Source organism: Streptomyces sp. NPDC041940 (genome assembly GCF_055589465.1).
This window is the reverse complement of sequence record NZ_JBVJBP010000012.1, coordinates 161,735-178,028: the sequence shown is the minus strand read 5'-3', so window position 1 is coordinate 178,028 and position 16,294 is coordinate 161,735. Positions and strand designations below refer to the sequence as shown.

Genomic DNA, 16,294 nt, shown 5'->3' with positions numbered 1-16,294 from the left:
CAACTGCCCGGAGGCCGGCCGGTGACCGGCGCGACCCACCGCGCCCTGGTCCGCCGGACGGCAGACCGTTCGGGCCGCACCCTGGTCGACGTGGCCGAGGTGCGCACGCCGCGGCTCGACCCGGGCGACATGCTGCTGGCGCCGACGACCGCCGGCATCTGCGGCACCGACTGGCAGATCCTGCGCGGCCTGCGTGACGACCCCAGCCCCGTCCTCGGACACGAGGGCGTCGCGTACGTGGTCGAGCCCGGGGCGTCCGGACTGCCGGCCGGCACGCCGGTCACCGTGAACCCCACGCATCCGCACGACGCGTCCTTCCTGCTCGGCCACAATCTCCCCGGCCTGTGGGCGGAGCGCACCCGGATCCCCGCCACGGCCGTACGCGCCGGACTGGTCGTCCCGGTGCCCGCAGACGCCGCGCAGCCGCGCGTGGCCGCGCTCGCGGAACCGCTCGCCTCCGCTCTGTACGGCGCCCGGATCGCACGCCACACCCTGACCCCGGCGGCCCTGGTCGTCTGGGGAGACGGCATCGTGGGGCGCCTCGCACGCGACCTGTGGCTGACGGAGCGGCCCGGACTGCACACCCTGGTCGTGGGGCACGGCGACGACGCCACCGACCCGCACGCCGCCGGTCTTCCCGGGCTGCTCGCCGGCCTGCCCTCGCCGGTCGTCGCCGTGATCGCCACACCGCGCACCGGCACGCGCGAGGCGCTGACCACCCTGGACCGGTACGTGCCGGGCACACTCCTGGTCGACCTGCACGCCGGGGTGCCCTCGGGGCCGGTCCCGCTGACCGCAGGCGACATCGACGCCGCCACGATCCGCGCGGCCAACTGCGGCGGCGCGCCCTGGCCTCCCAAGGTCGAGGAGTTCACCCGCCCGCACGGCAGGCTCCTGCTCTGCGGCCACCGGGGTGTCTCCGGCGACCATCTGCGGCAGGCGGTCGACCTGCTGCGCACCACCCCGGCCCTCGGCGAGGAGGTGCTCACCCACCAGGTCGGCCTGGAGGAGGCCGCCGACCTCGTCAACACCGTGCTGACCTCGTCCACGCGCAGGGCCGGCGGGCGCCGGGTGCTCAAGACCGCCGTACGTATCGGGAGCAGGCCATGACCGCGTCGGCCATGACCCCGCCGACCGCCGTCGCCGCGCCGCAGTGGCGGATCGGCACCGACCGCCGGGCGGCGGCCCGGGCCGCTGTCGCGGCGGGGGCCGACCAACTGCACCTGGACTACGGCGGCGCCCACCGCGGGCCGCCGCTGAGTGACCCCGTCGCGCTGCGGGCGGCCGAGGCGACCGCCGGGGAGATCCCGGTGCCCGTGCTCGCCGTCAACCACCTCAACGACATCGGCCTGGCGCGGCAGGACGGCACCCCCGAACCGGCGGCCGTCGACCTCCTGCTGCGGGCCCTGGACTGCGCCCGGCGGCTCGGCGTCGCCGTACTGCACGTGCCCGGGTTCCGGCGGAGCCTGCCGGTCACCGCCTCCCTGCGCGCCGGGACGGCCGAGGCGCTGCGCGGCCTGTGCGAGCGGCTCGCCGGGGCCGAGACGCTGGTCGCCTACGAGTCACCGCTCGGCCCGCACGACTCCCTGGAGCTCGCCCGGGCGGTGGACCATCCGGCCCTGCGCCTGGTCCTGGACACCGGCAACCTGCTCGACGCGGGGCACCGGCCGCTCGCCTTCGCCGAACTGGTCGGAGGAGCCGGGCTGCTGCTGCCGGACCTGCACATCAAGGACGGCTCCCGTACGGCCTTCCCCACCGCCGGCCTCCCGGCCCTGCTGCGCGGCTCCGGCGCTCGCTCGGTGCTGGTGGAGAACGACTACCGGGACGCCCCGGACCGTCTGCGCGAGGACATCGCACGGTGCCGCCGCGCGGCCGAAACCCGTCACCCGAAGGACGCACCATGAAAGCCATCCAGCTCATCGCCCCCCGCACCCTGTCGGTCACCGACACCGCACCGCCCGAACCCGGCCCCGGCGAAGTCCTCGTCCGGGTGGGCCTGCTCGGGCTGTGCGGCACCGACCTCGGCTTCTTCGACGGCAGCAGCAACTACCTGCGGGACGGGCTGAAGAGCTACCCCTTCGTCCTCGGCCACGAGTGGATCGGCACCGTCGTAGAGACCGGCCCCGAGACCGACCCGGAACTGCTCGGCCGACGCGTGTCGGGCCACAACTTCCGCGGCTGCGGCACGTGCGCGCACTGCCGCGCCGGGCGCGTCCGCTCCTGCCCGGACCGCAGCGAGATCGGTGTGCTCGGCCCCCGCCCGGGCGCCGGCGCGCAGCTGATCACCGTGCCGGTGGACACCCTCACCCGGATTCCGGACGCCCTGTCCGACGCGGCGGGTGCCCTGCTGGAGCCGACCGCCGCCGCGCTGCACGCCGTGGACCGGCTCGCCGTGACCGCCTCCGACCGCGTCGCGGTGCTGGGCGCGGGCACGCTCGGGCTCGCCGCGGCGCAGACGGCCCGCGCGATCGGCGCGGACACCGTCGTCCTCGACCCGCAGCCCGCCGCCCGGGAGCTGGCCGCCGAGCTGGGCCTGCGCGCCCAGGCCGGCCCGGGCGCGGCGGACGAGGAGGCCTACGACGCCGTGATCGAGGCGTCGGGCAACGAGGCGGCGGTCCGCTCCGCCGTCCGCCTGGTCGCGGCGGGCGGACGCATCGCCCAGTTGGGCACCCCCCACCACGCCGTGGACGGATTCGACGCGGCGGGCCTGGTGATCCGGGACGTGACGCTGCACGGCGTACTGTCCGGCATCGGCTACTGGGACCGGCTCGTCGGCCTCGTCGAGTCGGGCGCGGTGAACCTGGACGCCCTCGTCGACCGGGTCTTCCCGCTGGACGAACTGGACGCCGCCTTCGCCCGCCTCACCGACGGGAACCGGAGCCGCCCCAAGGTCCTCGTCCGGCTCGGCCCGACGCTCGGCGCATCCGACGCCCCGGCGTCCGCCGTATGAGCGGCACGGCAGTGGCCCGGGAACGGGAACGGGAACGGGAACGGATCGACGCGCCGACCGCCGCGCGGCTGGCCGTCCTGGCGAGCGCCACCTTCGTCTACGTCACCTTCGAGGTCTTCCCGGTCGGGCTCATCGCGGACATCGCCCGCAGCCTGGACGTCTCGGCCGGCCGGGTGGGGCTGCTGATCAGCGGGTACGCCGTGGTCGCCGCGATCGTCACCGTGCCGACGGTCGCGCTGGCCTCCCGCGTCTCCCGGGGCACCGCCCTGGTCGTCTCGCTGCTCGTCCTCGTAGCCGCCGAGCTGCTCGCGGCTGCCGCGACCAGCTTCTCGACGATGGTGGTCAGCCGGGTCGCCGCCGCCCTGACGCACGGGGTGCTGTGGTCGCTCATCGCCCCGGCAGCGGCCACGCTGGTGCCGAGGTCGCGGGTGGGCACCGCCACCGCGGCGGTGTTCGGCGGGTCCACGCTCGCCGCGATCGCCGGCAGCCCGGGGACCACGCTCGTCGGCGAGCTGATCGGCTGGCGCGCCACGGCCCTGGTCCTCGCGGCGGCGACCGTGGCCGTGACCGCCGGACTGGTGTGGGCCCTCAGGCCGCGCGGCGACGCGTCGCGGCCGGAGACCGGGGAACCGCGCGGGCCGGCCGCCCCGGAGGCGGTGCTGCCGGCCGTGCACTGGCCGCGCGTACTGACCCTGTGCGCCGTGGCGGTGGTGCTCATCACCGCGCACTTCCTGAGCTACACCTACTTCGCCGTCCTCGTCGCCGACATCACCGGCGCCTCCACCGCCGTGGTCGTGCTGCTCGCGGTCTTCGGGCTCGCCGGGGCCGTGGGCACGTATCTGGCGGGCCGGAACAACGACACCGCTCCGCAGCGGACGGCGGTCGTGACCATCGGGGTGTTCGCCGCGGGCGTCGCCCTGCTGGCGCTGTCACCGGCCCTGGGCTCCGCCGCCGTGCGCGGCGCGGCGGCCGCTGCCGCCGTCGCCCTGTGGGGCGGCGCGTTCGCCGCGGCCGGACCCGTCTTCCAGACAGGCGTGATGCGCCTGGCGGGCAGGCACGCCGACCGGGCTTCCTCGGTCTACGTCACCGGCTTCCAGATCGGGATCGCGGGCGGCTCGGCACTGGGCGCCGCGCTGCTCGGCCACTCCTCGCTCTGGCTGCCCGTCACCTCGACGGCGCTCGTGGCGGCGGTGCTGCCGGCGGTCCTGGTGCTGCGCCCGGTGCCCGCGGCCGAAGCATCGACGCACTCCTGAAAATCAACTTGCTTATATAGTGGCAGCTAAGCTTCTATAGAGTCGCTTCCAGTCCCGATCCCTCTCCCCCCCCACCCAGGAAGGCAATGAGATGCCCCAGACGTCCGTCGACAGCGCGACCGTGCACTACCGCACCGAGGGCCAGGGCCCCGGTCTGCTCCTGGTGCACGGCACCGGCGCCACCGGTGAGACCAACTACGGTCACCTGGTGGAGGAATTCACCGACCGGCGCACCGTGATCCTCCCCGACTACGCCGGCAGCGGCGGGACCGTCGACGACGGCGGCCCGCTGTCGCTGGAGCGCCTCGCCGACCAGGTGCTCGGCGCCGCCGACGAGGCGACCGACGAGCCCGTCGACGTCGTGGGCTTCTCGCTCGGCGCGCTCATCGCCGTGATGGCCGCGGCCCGCCGCCCCGAGCGGGTCCGCCGGCTGGTGCTGGTGGCCGGCTGGGCGCGCAACGACGACCTGCGCAAGCGCCTGGGCTTCACCGTCTGGCGCCGGCTGGCCGACCTCAGCCCGGAGCTGTACTCGCACTACATCAGCCTGCTGCTCTTCACCCCGGGCTTCCTGGCGAACCTGGACGAGGAGGGGTTCGACGCGGCCGTGGGCGGCGCCGAGGTCAACGAGGGCACGCTGCGGCAGATCGAGCTAGGCCTGGACGCCGACATCCGGGAACTGCTGCCGAAGATCGGCGTCCCCACGCTGGTGGTCGGCTGCCGTCACGACCAGCTCGTGCCCGTCGACCACTCCCGCGAGCTGCACGAGTCGATCCCGGGCAGTGACTACCTGGAGATCGAGAGCGGCCACCTGGTGCCGGCCGAGGCGCCGGAAGAACTGGTGAACGCCATCCGCAAGTTCCTGGACTGACCCGGACGCCACGGACCCCCCGGGGCGGCCGGCCGACGCCCTCCGCCCCCACGGCCGCCCCACTCGGTCGGACCCCCCTCGCCCTGCTCCAGCCCGACCGGCGACCTCCCACTCTTGCCTGCCCGTCCCACCCTCGCCTGCCCTCCTGGCCGAACACCCTCCGCCTGCCCCTCCCGGCTGAACCGCCCCGGCTCGCCCCGCCCACCCGGTCTCGACGACGGCAGGCCTCCTCGCGCCCCCGCCCCCTCGGGCCGTGGCCCCGGCGCGCCCTGACCCGCCCTCAGCCGCTCGGGCCGCCCCAGGCCACTGTCACCGTCACCGCTCCAGCTGCGGCCCCCGCCGCAGCCCGAAGCCCTGCCCGTCGAGCCCCTCCAGTCAAAGAAAGCCCGCCCATGGCCACACCCCAGACCGCCCCGACCGAGCTCATACCGCCGTCGCCCGCGGAACTCAGACGCGAGGAACCCACCGACGTAGAACCCACCGACGTAGAACCCACCGACGTAGAACCCATCGACGTAAGCGCCGACGCACCACGGATCGGCGGTCCGGCCGTCCGGCTGCCCTCCCTGACGGGCATGCGGTTCCCGGCGGCGCTGCTCGTCTTCCTGTTCCACCTCTCCCTGCCCGCCCACTGGCTCATGGCCGGCGACGCGAACGACACCCTCTTCGCCCGCCTGGTCGAACAGGCCGGCGGCCTGGGCGTCACGTTCTTCTTCCTCCTCAGCGGCTTCGTCCTCGCCTGGTCCGCCCGCGACGGGGACCCGCGGACCTCGTTCTGGCGCCGGCGGTACGTCAAGATCGTGCCCAACTACGTCGTCGCCTGGGCGCTCGCGATGCTGCTGATAGCGGCCGGTACCGCCCCGTGGCAGTCGGTGGCCACCTTCTTCATGCTCCAGTCCTGGGTACCGGACTACGCCACCAACTTCGCCGTGAACTCCCCGGGCTGGTCGCTGTCCACCGAGGTCTTCTTCTATCTCTGCTTCCCGCCCCTGTTCGCCGGGGTCCGGCGGATCGCCCCGCGGCGGCTGAAGTTCTGGATCGCGGGTGTCATCGCCGCCGTGTGCGCCACGCCCTGGCTGGCCACCACCCTCATTCCGCCCGGCGACGTCTACATGTCGAACGAGCCCGGCGTCTCCGGCCTCCATCTCTGGTTCGCCTACGTCTTCCCGCCCGCCCGGCTGCTCGACTTCCTGCTCGGCATCCTGGTCGCCCGCGCCGTCATGCTGGGCCGCTGGCGCGACATCGGCCTCGTCCCCTCCGGCCTGCTGCTGGCGGCGAGCTACGTGATCGCCGAACTCCCCGGCATGCCGTACCTGTTCGCCCAGCGCGCGGTGTGCCTCGTACCGTGCGCCCTGCTGATCGCTGCCGGAGCGCTGGCGGACGCGGCGGGCCGGCCCACCCCCTTCCGGCATCGCGCGATGGTCTGGCTCGGCGAGGTCTCCTTCGCCTTCTACCTGCTCCACTTCGTCGTGCTCTCCGAGGCGCGCGAACTCCTCGGCGCCCGCCTGGAGTCCGGCTGGGCCGTGACCGCCTTCGTCGTCGCCGAGTGCGCCGTGTCGGTCCTGCTCTCCTGGGCGATGTACGCCTGGGTGGAGAAGCCGCTGGTACGCCGCTGGGCCCGCCCACGGGCCAAGGTCCCCGCCGCCACGGTCGCCTGACCGGTCGACACCCCGGGCCCGGCGGCCGCCCGCCGGCCCTCCCGCACGACTCGAAGGTGCACTTTCATGCCGTTCCGACTCGCCGCCCTGATCCTCGCGATCTTCTGTGTCGGCACCGCGGAGCTGTCACCCAGCGGCATGCTGGACGATCTCTCCGCCGACCTCACCGTGAGCCTGGCCATGGCCGGCCTGCTGGTGACCGCCTACGCGCTGACGATGGTGGTCGGCGGCCCGCTGGTCACCGCGCTCACCACACGCGTACGCCGCAAGACGCTGCTGGTGGGCCTGCTGGCCGTCTTCGTCCTGGGCAACGTCGTCTGCGCCCTGGCGCCGGGCTTCGGCGTGCTGATGGCCGGCCGGGTACTGACCGCGGTCGTGCACGGCACCTTCATGGCGGTGTGCGTCGTCACCGCGGGCGCCATGGTGGGGGAGGGCAAGGGCGGCGCCGCCGTCGCCGCCACCCAGCTCGGGATCAACCTCGCCACCGTCCTCGGCGTCCCCATGGGCTCCTTCCTCGCCCAGCACTACGACTGGCGGGCCCCGTTCGGCATCGTCGCGGCGCTGGCCTCGGTGGCCATCGTCCTCGTCCTCCTCCGGGTGCCCGACACCCCCCGCCCGACCGTGTCGGCGGCTCATGAGGCGCGGGTGTTCCGCCGTCCGGCCGTCTGGGGCACGGTGGGCGCCACCGTGCTGTGCTCCGGCGGCATGTTCACCCTGATCACCTACATGGTGCCGCTGCTGACCGGCGTGGGCCATCTCTCCCGGCGGTGGGTGCCCGCCGTGCTCCTCGCCTACGGAGTGGGCTCCATCGTGGGCAATCTGCTCGGCGGGCGGTACGCGGACCGCGGTGTCGACCGGGCCGTGGGACAGCTGTCCTGCGCGCTGGTGGCCGTCTGCCTGCTCGCCTGGCTCCTCGCCCCGCACCCGGCCGGCGGCGCCCTCGCCCTCGTGCTGTTCTCGCTCGCCACCTTCGCCCTGATCCCCGGCCTCCAGGCCAAGGTGCTGGCCGAGGCGGCCGACGCGCCCACGCTGTCCCTGACCGCCAACATGTCCGCCTTCGGGCTCGGCGCCGCGCTCGGCTCGTGGATCGGCGGTCTCCTCATCGACTCCGGCCTCGGCACCCGTGCCGTGCCCCTCGGCGCCGCCGCGCTCACCGCCGCGGGCGCGCTGCTCGTGCTCGGCCTGGCCCGTGCGGCCCGAAGCGCCCCGGCCGACCGCACGCCGGACCCCCTCCCTCTCGCCGTCCCTACCCCCAAGAGGTGACCCGTGGTGACCCCACCGCACGACACCCCCTCCAGACCCTCCAGACCCTCCGGACGCCCGGCACCCCTGCCCTCGCTGACCGGCCTGCGGTTCATCGCGGCGGTCCTGGTCTTCTTCTTCCACTCCTCCTTCTTCGAGCCCCTGACGAACCCCTTCGCGGACCGCGGCCAGGCCGAGGGATTCCAGTGGCTGTTCAGCAAGGCGGGCTGGATGGGGGTGTCCTTCTTCTTCGTTCTGAGCGGCTTCGTCCTGACCTGGTCGAGCAGGCGGGACGACACGGTCGTGGCGTTCTGGCGCCGCCGGCTGCTCAAGATCTTTCCCAACCATGTCGCCATGTGGGCCCTGGCGATGGTGCTCTTCGCCGGGGCGGCGACCCCGCTCACCGCATGGCTGCCGAACCTCTTCCTGATCCACTCCTGGTTCCCGCAGCACGGCATCTACATCAGCGTCAACGCACCGAGCTGGTCGCTCTGCAGTGAGCTGCTGTTCTACCTGCTCTTCCCCTTCCTCATCCGGCCGGTGCGGCGCATCCGGACGGAGCGGCTGTGGGCCTGGTCCGGTGCCATGGTGGCGGGCATGGTGGCCCTCGAAGCCGCCGTCGACCTGCTGGTCCCGGCGCAGCCGCGCACCCCCGAGGGATTCCCCGTCTCCTCCCTCCAGTTCTGGCTCGGCTACAACTTCCCCCCTGGCCGCCTGTTCGAGTTCGTCCTCGGCATGCTGCTGGCCCGGCTGGTCCTCGCGGGCCGCTTCCCGCGCGTGCCCCTCGCCGGCGCGCTCGCCCTGGCCGTGGCCGGCTACGCGCTCGCGCTGAACGTGCCGTTCCTGTACGGGTTCACCGTGGCCACCGTCGTCCCGGTCGGTGTGCTGGTGTGCGCGGTGGCCCTGGCCGACCTGCGCGGCGAGCGCACGCTGCTGAGCGGCCGCGCGATGCGGTGGCTGGGGGAGGTGTCCTTCGGCTTCTACCTCGCGCAGTACGTGGTGCTCTACTACGGCCGGACCCACGTACTGCACAACGCGACCTACGGCCTGGCCGGCGGCGTGCTCGAACTGCTCGTCCTCCTGCTGGTCACACTCGCCCTGGGCTGGCTGCTGATGGTCTGCGTCGAACGCCCCGTCATGCGCCGGTGGGCCCGGCCCCGAGGGCGCACGCCCCGGACCCCGTCCGAACCGGTCCTCGTGTCGCCCGCGGCGACCCGCACCGGGGCGGCGCGTGACAGCGCCGGGGACAGTGAAGCGGAGCCGGTGCCCGTGGCCTGAGGCTCAACCCGGTCCCGGCGGTGTGTCAGACGCCGACTGCGCCGCGGGAGGCGTTCTGCGCCGGGGCGGTACGCAGTTCCCGCAGCCCCCGGGAGAGCGCGATCAGGCCGGCCAGGTCGCTCTCGTAGTCGGCGTGGTGACCGTCCCCCGGGGCCACGAAGACCGCGGATTCCGGGGCAGCGTCAGCGGCGAGGTCCGCCTCACCGCGCAGCCGCAAGGACCGGTCGACCAGGCGCACCAGGTCCGCCCCGGCCGCCTGCCCAGCGGTCTGCCCGGCCGTCTCCCGCGAGGCGAGGTGCAGATAGGGGCTGAGCCGGGTGAGCCCGTCCCGGCACTCCACGTACCTGCGGTACACGGCCGAGGTGTAGTCCAGGAGCGGCAGCCACCGACGGCCCCGGCGCTGCTCCAGGACCAGCTCCGGATAGAAGTCCACGAGCCGCTGCCACAGCTCTTCCAGCTCACGGAACCGGGCCCGCTGGACCGAGCGCTCCCGCAGGAACTGAGCGGCGCTCGCGAAGCACGGCAGACTCAGCCCGGCGCACACCGCGATCGTGGCCACCTGGCCGAACAGGAAGATGTTGGGGTAGGTCAGGTGATGCCCGAAGCCACGGCAGGCAGGGCAGTTGACCCACAGGATCCTCAGTACGCAGCTGAGGGAGAGCCCGAGAAGACCTGCGGAGACGGTGCCCAGGGCCGCCCGGAGCAGCGGCCGGCGACTGCTCCGGGCGTGCCGCGCGGCGAGCACGGCGCACGTGGTGTAGCCGAAGACCAGATAGGCGCCGCCGATGTCGTAGAAGGCGCGCACCTGCCAGTGGTCCAGGTAGGGCAGCGCGAAGGTGTGGTCGCGCAGGCCCGGCGGCATCAGCGCGGTCACGCCGGTCATCGCGGTCAGACAGAAGAGGCAGAACACCACCTCCCACCTGCGCCACAGCGCCCGGCGCCGCTCGAACAGGAAGCTGACCATGAGGCACAGTCCGGTCAGGATCGCCACGTTGTACGCGAGCTTCGTGAAGCCGGTGAAGGCAAGGCCGTCCAGCGCCGCCGGATCGGACAGCTGGGCCGGCACGTTCCCCGCCCCCAGCAGGAAGAGCGACAGGCACAGCTGCAGCCGCACGGGCGCCCGGAAGCGTTGCCGGATCAGCAGCGGAAGCGTCCACGCCGTCCCGCCGAGCAGCGTCACGATGGCCAGCAGACTCACGAAGTCCTTCACAGCGGCCCGCCCACCGGAGCACCGCCGCCGCATTCCCGCCTCCGGCGACACCGGACGCACGAGGTCCCCGCACGCCCCGTCCTTCGGCCGAACACACGCCCCCCTTGCTGCCGCCCCGCCTCGCGGCCGCACACACCGGACCCCGTTCACCGGCGCCGACCAGATGCCGCCGATCCCCTGCGACCCGATCCGGACGGCAGACCTCAGGCAAGCTACGGCGCCCCGGTAGCGAAGAGCAAACCCACCGTGATCACCACCCCGACCTACCTGCTCCAGCACGCGGACAACCCCGTCGACTGGTGGCCGTGGTCGCCGGAAGCCTTCGAGGAGGCACTGCGGCGGGACGTGCCGGTGATGCTGAGCGTGGGGTACAGCTCGTGTCACTGGTGCCAGTGCACTCGTTAGACCCACAAGACCCGACCAGGCGTGACGCCATAAAATGGTGCCATGAGTACCGACGGTGATGACCTTGACGCCCAGATCGACGCCTGGACGCAGCAGCAGTTAGCCGCCTCATCCTAGAGCCGGGTGACCGAGGGGACCTGCCCTCGTAACAGGCGAGCATGATCTGACCTACCCGCCCGTCAACCCGGTCTCTTTCTGAGCGCAGAGCCGTGGGCATAGAACGGTGATCGCAGGTTCGCCGAGATCAGCCGCACAAGCCTCTTCGTGCCGTGGTGGCCTCGCCCGGACGTGCTGTCCTTTACTTATGGGTCGTTGGTGTCTTGTTGCCTGTTCTAGCCTGGTCCCCGTAGAGCAATGGGGTGGGGACAGGATGCCAAAGGTGCCTGAGAGCCGACGCGTTGGGCGCATGGCCGTGAATGAGGTGCGTGCGCTGTTGGAGCGCCACGGGCACATCGTGCAGGAGGTCGATGGCGGTAACGACCATGGTGAGGACTTGTACGTCACCTTCGTGCAGAACGGCGAGCGAACAGCAGACTCCATATCCGTGCAGGTTAAAGGTGGAGTCTCGACGCGTACCAGAAAGGGTCATCGCGTCCGAGTCGGGGATCACGGGGGTAACTGGCGCGACGGCAGTCCACCGGTGCTCTGCGTAGTACATGACCCTGAGCGGGGAGGCCTCTTCTGGGCCAATGCGACCCGTCAGCTCCGCCGAGCCGACGCGCTGCGCAAAACGCTGAAATCTGTTGCTGTCTCACGGCAGTCCGTGCTGGACGACGACACCATTGAGGCTTTCGTGCAGACCATGCGGAATTCGCTGGTTTGGGAACGTCAAGGGGTCGGCCGATGGGCTGACATGGCGGACGTCATGTTCGCTCCGGACGACATCGTCAAGCCCTTCGAGAACGAGTACGGCGAACCCATGATCTTCTGGCAGCAGCCTGGGGAGCCACTCGCAGTCCTGCTGCATCATGATCTCGGCTGGGAACCTGTACGCGTTCAGGATAAAATGCTCCGATTTGATCCTATCCCGATGATCGGCACTGTCATTCTCAACAGCGCGGAAGCGCACTGGCTCATGGGGTGCTTCAAATCCACAGAGTGGTGGCGCCGACCGGTCGAGCAGACCGATCTTTCCTGACGCTGAGGTTCCTTGGCGCTGCTACATCTGACGTCGCGTCTGTCACTTCAATGTCTCATCAACGTAGGTGAGCGGAAGGGGAGCGCAGGGGCGATCGCGTCGAACTGCGCGTGGGGTGGCTGCCCACGTCGGCAACTGCTCGGGCAAAGGCACGGAAGGTCAAGACCCGCTCGGGGGCGCCGAGGCCGCGCAGCGCGCACAAGAATCCGACCAGAAGGGTCAGGGGGTAGATGGCGCGCTGGAGGGTGAGTGCACCAGCGCAGATCACGGTGGACAGCAGTGTCACGGTCACGATGAGAACCCTTTCGGAGTGACGGCGCACCGCCCGGTGCGCTGACCTCATACAAGGCTGCGCGGTAGCTGAACTCCGAGGCACCTAGCGTGCCAAGGCGCTCGAAGCCCCTGGTCGGGCCGATAGTGTCCGGACTTCCGGTCCGGATCGTCTACCAGGAGTTGCCGTCACGCCTCGCGTCCACATCTGGGTCGAAGGGAGAGTGGCGGCTGCTCGTAGGAATCGGCTCCCTTGTCGAAGCGAGGCGGACGGCCGCCTTTGCCGCCGCGCCGGAGCCGGGTGCGGATCTGGTCAGCCCGCTCGGGAACGTGCGCGGGATGCCTCGGTGTCGCAGCCAGGTTCGGATGGCTCCCGGAGGGTGCAGCCCTTGGCGCTCCAGCCGCGTCCAAGGCCCCCTCGCCTCCATCGCCGCGGTGAACCGCATGCAGTCGTTGGTGTTCCGGCCCGCGACGCCGAGGAAGCCAACGGCCCAGCCCACCGCAAGCCAGGTGCATTCTGGCGGTCGGTCCTCCCAAAAGCGGCCGAGCGCCAGGCCGTAGAGATCCTCTTTCGATTCCCGGAGGTATGCTGGTGAGCATCTAGGATGGTGGAGTTCACCGGACACTAGTCAGACGATGCAGCCGATCGGGTTTTCCCTGAAGCAGATGCTCGGAAGTGCAGTCCTTGGCCTTCTGGCGGAAACGGGTGCGCAGACCGCCCGGGCCCGTCCTGCTAAGCCGTACTGGTGGGAACTTTCAGGCGATTCCATTCGGCGCGTTCCGCTCGTCAAACCGTTGCCGACGCCGTAGGTCCCGGGAAGCTGCTGCTGGGCGAGCGCCCACTTGGTATCGAACGATTCACGTAGCTCATGATGACTTAATGCCCGATCGTGATCCATTAATAAAGATCAGCACGTGGTGACGCGATTTGACGGGATCACGTCAATGTGTGAATCCTCGGGATGGATCGCGAGGTGACACGTTCCCGAACTCCTCGAACCATCCTTCTGGCCGCAGGTCTCCAATGCCCATACGTCGGTTGAGCGGGTTGTCGGGGTGCTCCAGTCCTTGCATCATCGGGTTGTAGAGGAAAAGCACATCGTGGTCCTGGAAGAGCAGGTCCGAACAAACATCCCAGTCGTAGTCGCCCTGCTGTTCGGGGAGCCCTTGTGTGAACTCAGCCACCAGATCCGGTTCATCGCATGTCATCGCCGAAGCGCTCTGTAGAGCAAAGTGGAGCGCCAGTTCCTCCGCCGCGCAGCGTGGTTGGGGAGAGCGGCCGAGAGTGATGTCCTCGTTGAGATCATCCAGGGCTCTTAGCACCCTGCGCCGCCAATGTCGTGGCTGGTTCCATGTGGAGGCCGGCAAGAGTGCAAAGAAGATCCCGAAGCTGTTCGGAGAGATCGGCTCGTCACCCAGTTCGTTCAACTCGTCGTGAGCCATATCGGCGAGGATCTCCAGGTTGCAGCTGAGGATGCGCGATGTGCGGGCCGTCATCTGCCACGGCTCTTCGTCCTCCTCATCCCATTCGACGTTCGGGTCCCAGGTTTCCGAACCCAGCTCGTGTCCCATTTCGGGCCGGTAGATTCCTGGTTCATTGAAGAATGCGGTTGCAACCGCATCTCCGCCTTCTGCAGCCCGGACGTACCACTCATGAGCTTTGTCGTCTTGCCTGTGCCGCTGGGCGATCACACCCCGGAGTCGCATGGCAAGAGCATCTCCCTGACCGGCGGCCCTCTCGTAGCAGGCCGCTGCTTCGTCCCATCGCCCTTCAATTTCGTGGAGGGCGCCAAGGCTGCGGGCCTGCAACGGAGTTCCTGTCTCAGATACGGTCCGGTACCACGAGGACCAGGCGTGTTCCGGCCGTCTTTCGCGCTGTACGAACCCAAGGTCGTGCATTGCGACGTGATTACCTCGGGCCGCCAGCGGAGAGAAGCAGCGCTCGGCGAGCACCAGACGACCGAAGCGGAAGGCAGACCGTCCGACAGGTAGCAGCTCGCTACCGCCATTCGCGTGTGTGACCGCAGCTTCCCAAACCTCGTCGGGGATGGCCGTCGCTTCGACGGCACTGGCAACGGCGTCCACGAGGTAGTCGAATGGCCGCCAAGCCTCGGTGGTATCCGTGGCAACCAGCATTCCTGCCACACCGAACTGGATCTCGGTTGCCCACACTAGAGCCTGCTCGGGGCTCTCGGCTTGGAGGCGTGAGGCATCCCCGGCACTGAGATAGCACGTGGACAATTCCAGCAGGGTCTCGGCGGGCAGAGGGGTGGAGATGCCTGCCCGCGCAAGATCAATCGCTGCCTGAACCAAGGCAGCGCCACGGGGATGGCCTTTCGGCTGGCGTCGAGTCGTCAGGAATTCCTCGAGCAGCTTCGGTCCGGCTGCGAGGTATTCCGCGATGCCGTGAACGCCGTGGTGGTGGGCTGCGTCAGCCAGACGGCTGTCGGAGTTGGGGTTTGCCAGGTGTGCGCGGAGCCTACCCATTTCCGTCTCGGACCACTGCCGGTCCAGCACGAGGGGCTCGATGAGGTTCAGGACCCGGGATCCAAGGCGGCGCACGGATGCCACGTCAGCGTCCATGCCTCGCAACGCGCGCTCACTGTAATTGCCGTACACCTCAGAACGCATGGTGGCCATGACCACAACCCGTTGCTCTAGAAGCGCGGACAACATGCCTTGATCGAGGCCGCCGGGGAGGAGGAAGCGGTCGAGGTCGTCCAGCCAGAGCACCCATTTTCGGCGGCCAGGCCTAGGCAGGGATATATGCGCTAGCACGGGGCTCAGGTCGCTGGCTGCAGGCGGGGCAACGATCCAGTGATCGGACAGTTCGCGTCGTACAGCCTCGAAAGCGCACCGAGACTTTCCGGCTGTGGACTCGCCGACCAACAAGACGAGGCCTCCGGTCTCCCTGGCTTCTACCAGCTGAGCCGAGACTGTGCTGTCCGCGTCCCGTGGTACATAGGTCGGTAGTGGAGGAGCGCCCTCAAGGCGACTCGTTCGGTGTACGCCCAGTTCCAGAGGATCGGACTTAGCCACCGGGCGGATCGGGATCCGGACTGTGCCTACCGCGATTTGGTGCGATGCTTCCTGTGCCGGAGCGGGAGTCTTTGCTCGTGCCGCGCGCAGTAGGCGATCCCAAACTGCCGGGTCGGCGAGTGCGGGAGAGAGGGCGATGTTTCGCTGCCGAGCCAAGATGTCGACCGCCCGGAGAAACTCTCGGAAGAGCTTACTTGTCGGTGTGTGCTTTCCGCTTCGCCAATCGCTGATGCGCTGAACGGACAGGGAACTTCGCCCAAGGCGGTCCCTGCTCGCTGAGCAGATGGCGGCTGGCTTAGGGGAGCCAGCCGCAGCGAAAAGAGCCTCCAGGTGCTCCCGGAATTTTCGCTTTCCCTTGTGCTCAACCATGAGGAAATGATCTTCCAGCTCTGTCAGACGACTCCCAGGTCGACAGTGACGGAGAAGGGTGCAGCAGTCTTGATCGCGCCGGTGAACATTTCGCCGTCCCTGTACGCCTTAGTGGCGGGATCAAGAACATAGGTGTAGATGATCGGGACCCCGGTGGCGGCCTGCTCGACCCGCCAGTAGAAGGGGATGCCGGCCTTGGCGTACTGGTCCACCTTCACGATCCGGTCCGTGGTCTCCGAACCGGGCGACACGACCTCGACGACCAGGAGCACGTGCTCGGGGCGGGTGGGCGTGAGGTCGATCGTCTCCGCCCGGTAGACGATGACGTCCGGACGGCGGTTGGTGAGCGGAACGTCCTGCAGGCGGACGTCGAAGTCGGTGTCGGCGTTCCAGTCCGGGCCTGCGGCGGCGTCCAGGGCATTGGCCAGGATGCGGGCCAGCCGGTTGTGCCGCTTCGAGGCGCTCGGGCTCACGACGACCATCCCGTCCACGACCTCGATGCCGGCGCACTGCTCCTCGGACCAGGAGTCGTACTGTTCCGCGCTGATCTGCGTATGCATCCACGCGGGCGCCACCATCTCGGCGGTCATGGTGTTCCTCCTTCGAGGAGCCTT

The 16,294-nt window shown here is 70.2% G+C and carries 12 protein-coding genes and 1 pseudogene; 10 read left to right on the top strand and 3 right to left on the bottom strand.

The features are described 5' to 3' along the window. Positions 1 to 21 precede the first annotated feature (21 nt). From ACZ6I3_RS21665 to ACZ6I3_RS21630, 8 genes are all read left to right on the top strand, one after another. On the top strand, positions 22 to 1,110 hold the full coding sequence (locus ACZ6I3_RS21665) for an alcohol dehydrogenase catalytic domain-containing protein (RefSeq protein WP_469416555.1): 1,089 nt from the start codon (positions 22 to 24) through the stop codon (positions 1,108 to 1,110). Beyond that, positions 1,107 to 1,904 carry a sugar phosphate isomerase/epimerase family protein gene (locus tag ACZ6I3_RS21660; RefSeq protein WP_469416554.1) on the top strand — a complete coding sequence of 266 codons (798 nt, stop codon included), beginning with the start codon at positions 1,107 to 1,109 and terminating at the stop codon, positions 1,902 to 1,904. The genes ACZ6I3_RS21665 and ACZ6I3_RS21660 overlap by 4 nt, the downstream gene beginning before the upstream one ends. Next, positions 1,901 to 2,950, top strand: a complete 1,050-nt coding sequence (locus ACZ6I3_RS21655; protein ID WP_469416552.1) for a zinc-dependent alcohol dehydrogenase — start codon at positions 1,901 to 1,903, stop codon at positions 2,948 to 2,950. The genes ACZ6I3_RS21660 and ACZ6I3_RS21655 overlap by 4 nt, the downstream gene beginning before the upstream one ends. Continuing rightward, on the top strand, positions 2,947 to 4,203 hold the full coding sequence (locus tag ACZ6I3_RS21650) for an MFS transporter (protein WP_469416551.1): 1,257 nt from the start codon (positions 2,947 to 2,949) through the stop codon (positions 4,201 to 4,203). The genes ACZ6I3_RS21655 and ACZ6I3_RS21650 overlap by 4 nt, the downstream gene beginning before the upstream one ends. Before the next feature lie 91 nt (positions 4,204 to 4,294). Beyond that, entirely contained in the window at positions 4,295 to 5,071 is a 777-nt protein-coding gene (locus ACZ6I3_RS21645) for an alpha/beta fold hydrolase (protein WP_469416549.1), read from the top strand. A gap of 392 nt (positions 5,072 to 5,463) precedes the next feature. Next, positions 5,464 to 6,729, top strand: a complete 1,266-nt coding sequence (locus ACZ6I3_RS21640; protein WP_469416547.1) for an acyltransferase family protein — start codon at positions 5,464 to 5,466, stop codon at positions 6,727 to 6,729. Positions 6,730 to 6,795: 66 nt separating this feature from the next. Beyond that, the gene (locus ACZ6I3_RS21635; protein WP_469416546.1) at positions 6,796 to 7,992 is read left to right on the top strand and encodes an MFS transporter; all 1,197 of its coding nucleotides are present in this window, start codon (positions 6,796 to 6,798) and stop codon (positions 7,990 to 7,992) included. A 6-nt stretch (positions 7,993 to 7,998) separates the two neighbouring features. Continuing rightward, positions 7,999 to 9,249, top strand: a complete 1,251-nt coding sequence (locus ACZ6I3_RS21630; RefSeq protein ID WP_469416544.1) for an acyltransferase family protein — start codon at positions 7,999 to 8,001, stop codon at positions 9,247 to 9,249. A 25-nt stretch (positions 9,250 to 9,274) separates the two neighbouring features. On the opposite strand, the gene ACZ6I3_RS21625 is transcribed toward ACZ6I3_RS21630, so the two are convergent. Then, positions 9,275 to 10,447 carry an MAB_1171c family putative transporter gene (locus ACZ6I3_RS21625; RefSeq protein ID WP_469416542.1) on the bottom strand — a complete coding sequence of 391 codons (1,173 nt, stop codon included), beginning with the start codon at positions 10,445 to 10,447 and terminating at the stop codon, positions 9,275 to 9,277. Between the two features lie 258 nt (positions 10,448 to 10,705). Here ACZ6I3_RS21625 and ACZ6I3_RS21620 point away from each other — a divergent pair. Both ACZ6I3_RS21620 and ACZ6I3_RS21615 read left to right on the top strand, forming a co-directional pair. Next, positions 10,706 to 10,849: pseudogene (locus tag ACZ6I3_RS21620) on the top strand (DUF255 domain-containing protein); the annotation flags it as partial. 421 nt (positions 10,850 to 11,270) lie between these two features. Further along, positions 11,271 to 12,002: a DUF4365 domain-containing protein gene (locus ACZ6I3_RS21615; RefSeq protein ID WP_469416540.1), complete on the top strand. Its 732-nt coding sequence runs from the start codon at positions 11,271 to 11,273 to the stop codon at positions 12,000 to 12,002. Between the two features lie 1,212 nt (positions 12,003 to 13,214). On the opposite strand, the gene ACZ6I3_RS21610 is transcribed toward ACZ6I3_RS21615, so the two are convergent. Both ACZ6I3_RS21610 and ACZ6I3_RS21605 read right to left on the bottom strand, forming a co-directional pair. Next, entirely contained in the window at positions 13,215 to 15,005 is a 1,791-nt protein-coding gene (locus ACZ6I3_RS21610; protein ID WP_469416538.1) for a tetratricopeptide repeat protein, read from the bottom strand. Positions 15,006 to 15,703: 698 nt separating this feature from the next. Then, on the bottom strand, positions 15,704 to 16,270 hold the full coding sequence (locus ACZ6I3_RS21605) for a Uma2 family endonuclease (protein WP_469416537.1): 567 nt from the start codon (positions 16,268 to 16,270) through the stop codon (positions 15,704 to 15,706). Positions 16,271 to 16,294: the final 24 nt, after the last annotated feature.

Excerpts from the sequence above, each read along its gene's own strand:
- ACZ6I3_RS21655 (WP_469416552.1), top strand. The coding sequence starts at position 1,901 with ATGAAAGCCATCCAGCTCATCGCCCCCCGCACCCTGTCGGTCACCGAC.
- ACZ6I3_RS21650 (WP_469416551.1), top strand. The coding sequence starts at position 2,947 with ATGAGCGGCACGGCAGTGGCCCGGGAACGGGAACGGGAACGGGAACGG.
- ACZ6I3_RS21645 (WP_469416549.1), top strand. The coding sequence starts at position 4,295 with ATGCCCCAGACGTCCGTCGACAGCGCGACCGTGCACTACCGCACCGAG.
- ACZ6I3_RS21640 (WP_469416547.1), top strand. The coding sequence starts at position 5,464 with ATGGCCACACCCCAGACCGCCCCGACCGAGCTCATACCGCCGTCGCCC.
- ACZ6I3_RS21635 (WP_469416546.1), top strand. The coding sequence starts at position 6,796 with ATGCCGTTCCGACTCGCCGCCCTGATCCTCGCGATCTTCTGTGTCGGC.
- ACZ6I3_RS21615 (WP_469416540.1), top strand. The coding sequence starts at position 11,271 with ATGGCCGTGAATGAGGTGCGTGCGCTGTTGGAGCGCCACGGGCACATC.
- ACZ6I3_RS21605 (WP_469416537.1), bottom strand. The coding sequence starts at position 16,270 with ATGACCGCCGAGATGGTGGCGCCCGCGTGGATGCATACGCAGATCAGC.
- ACZ6I3_RS21660 (WP_469416554.1), top strand. The coding sequence starts at position 1,107 with ATGACCGCGTCGGCCATGACCCCGCCGACCGCCGTCGCCGCGCCGCAG.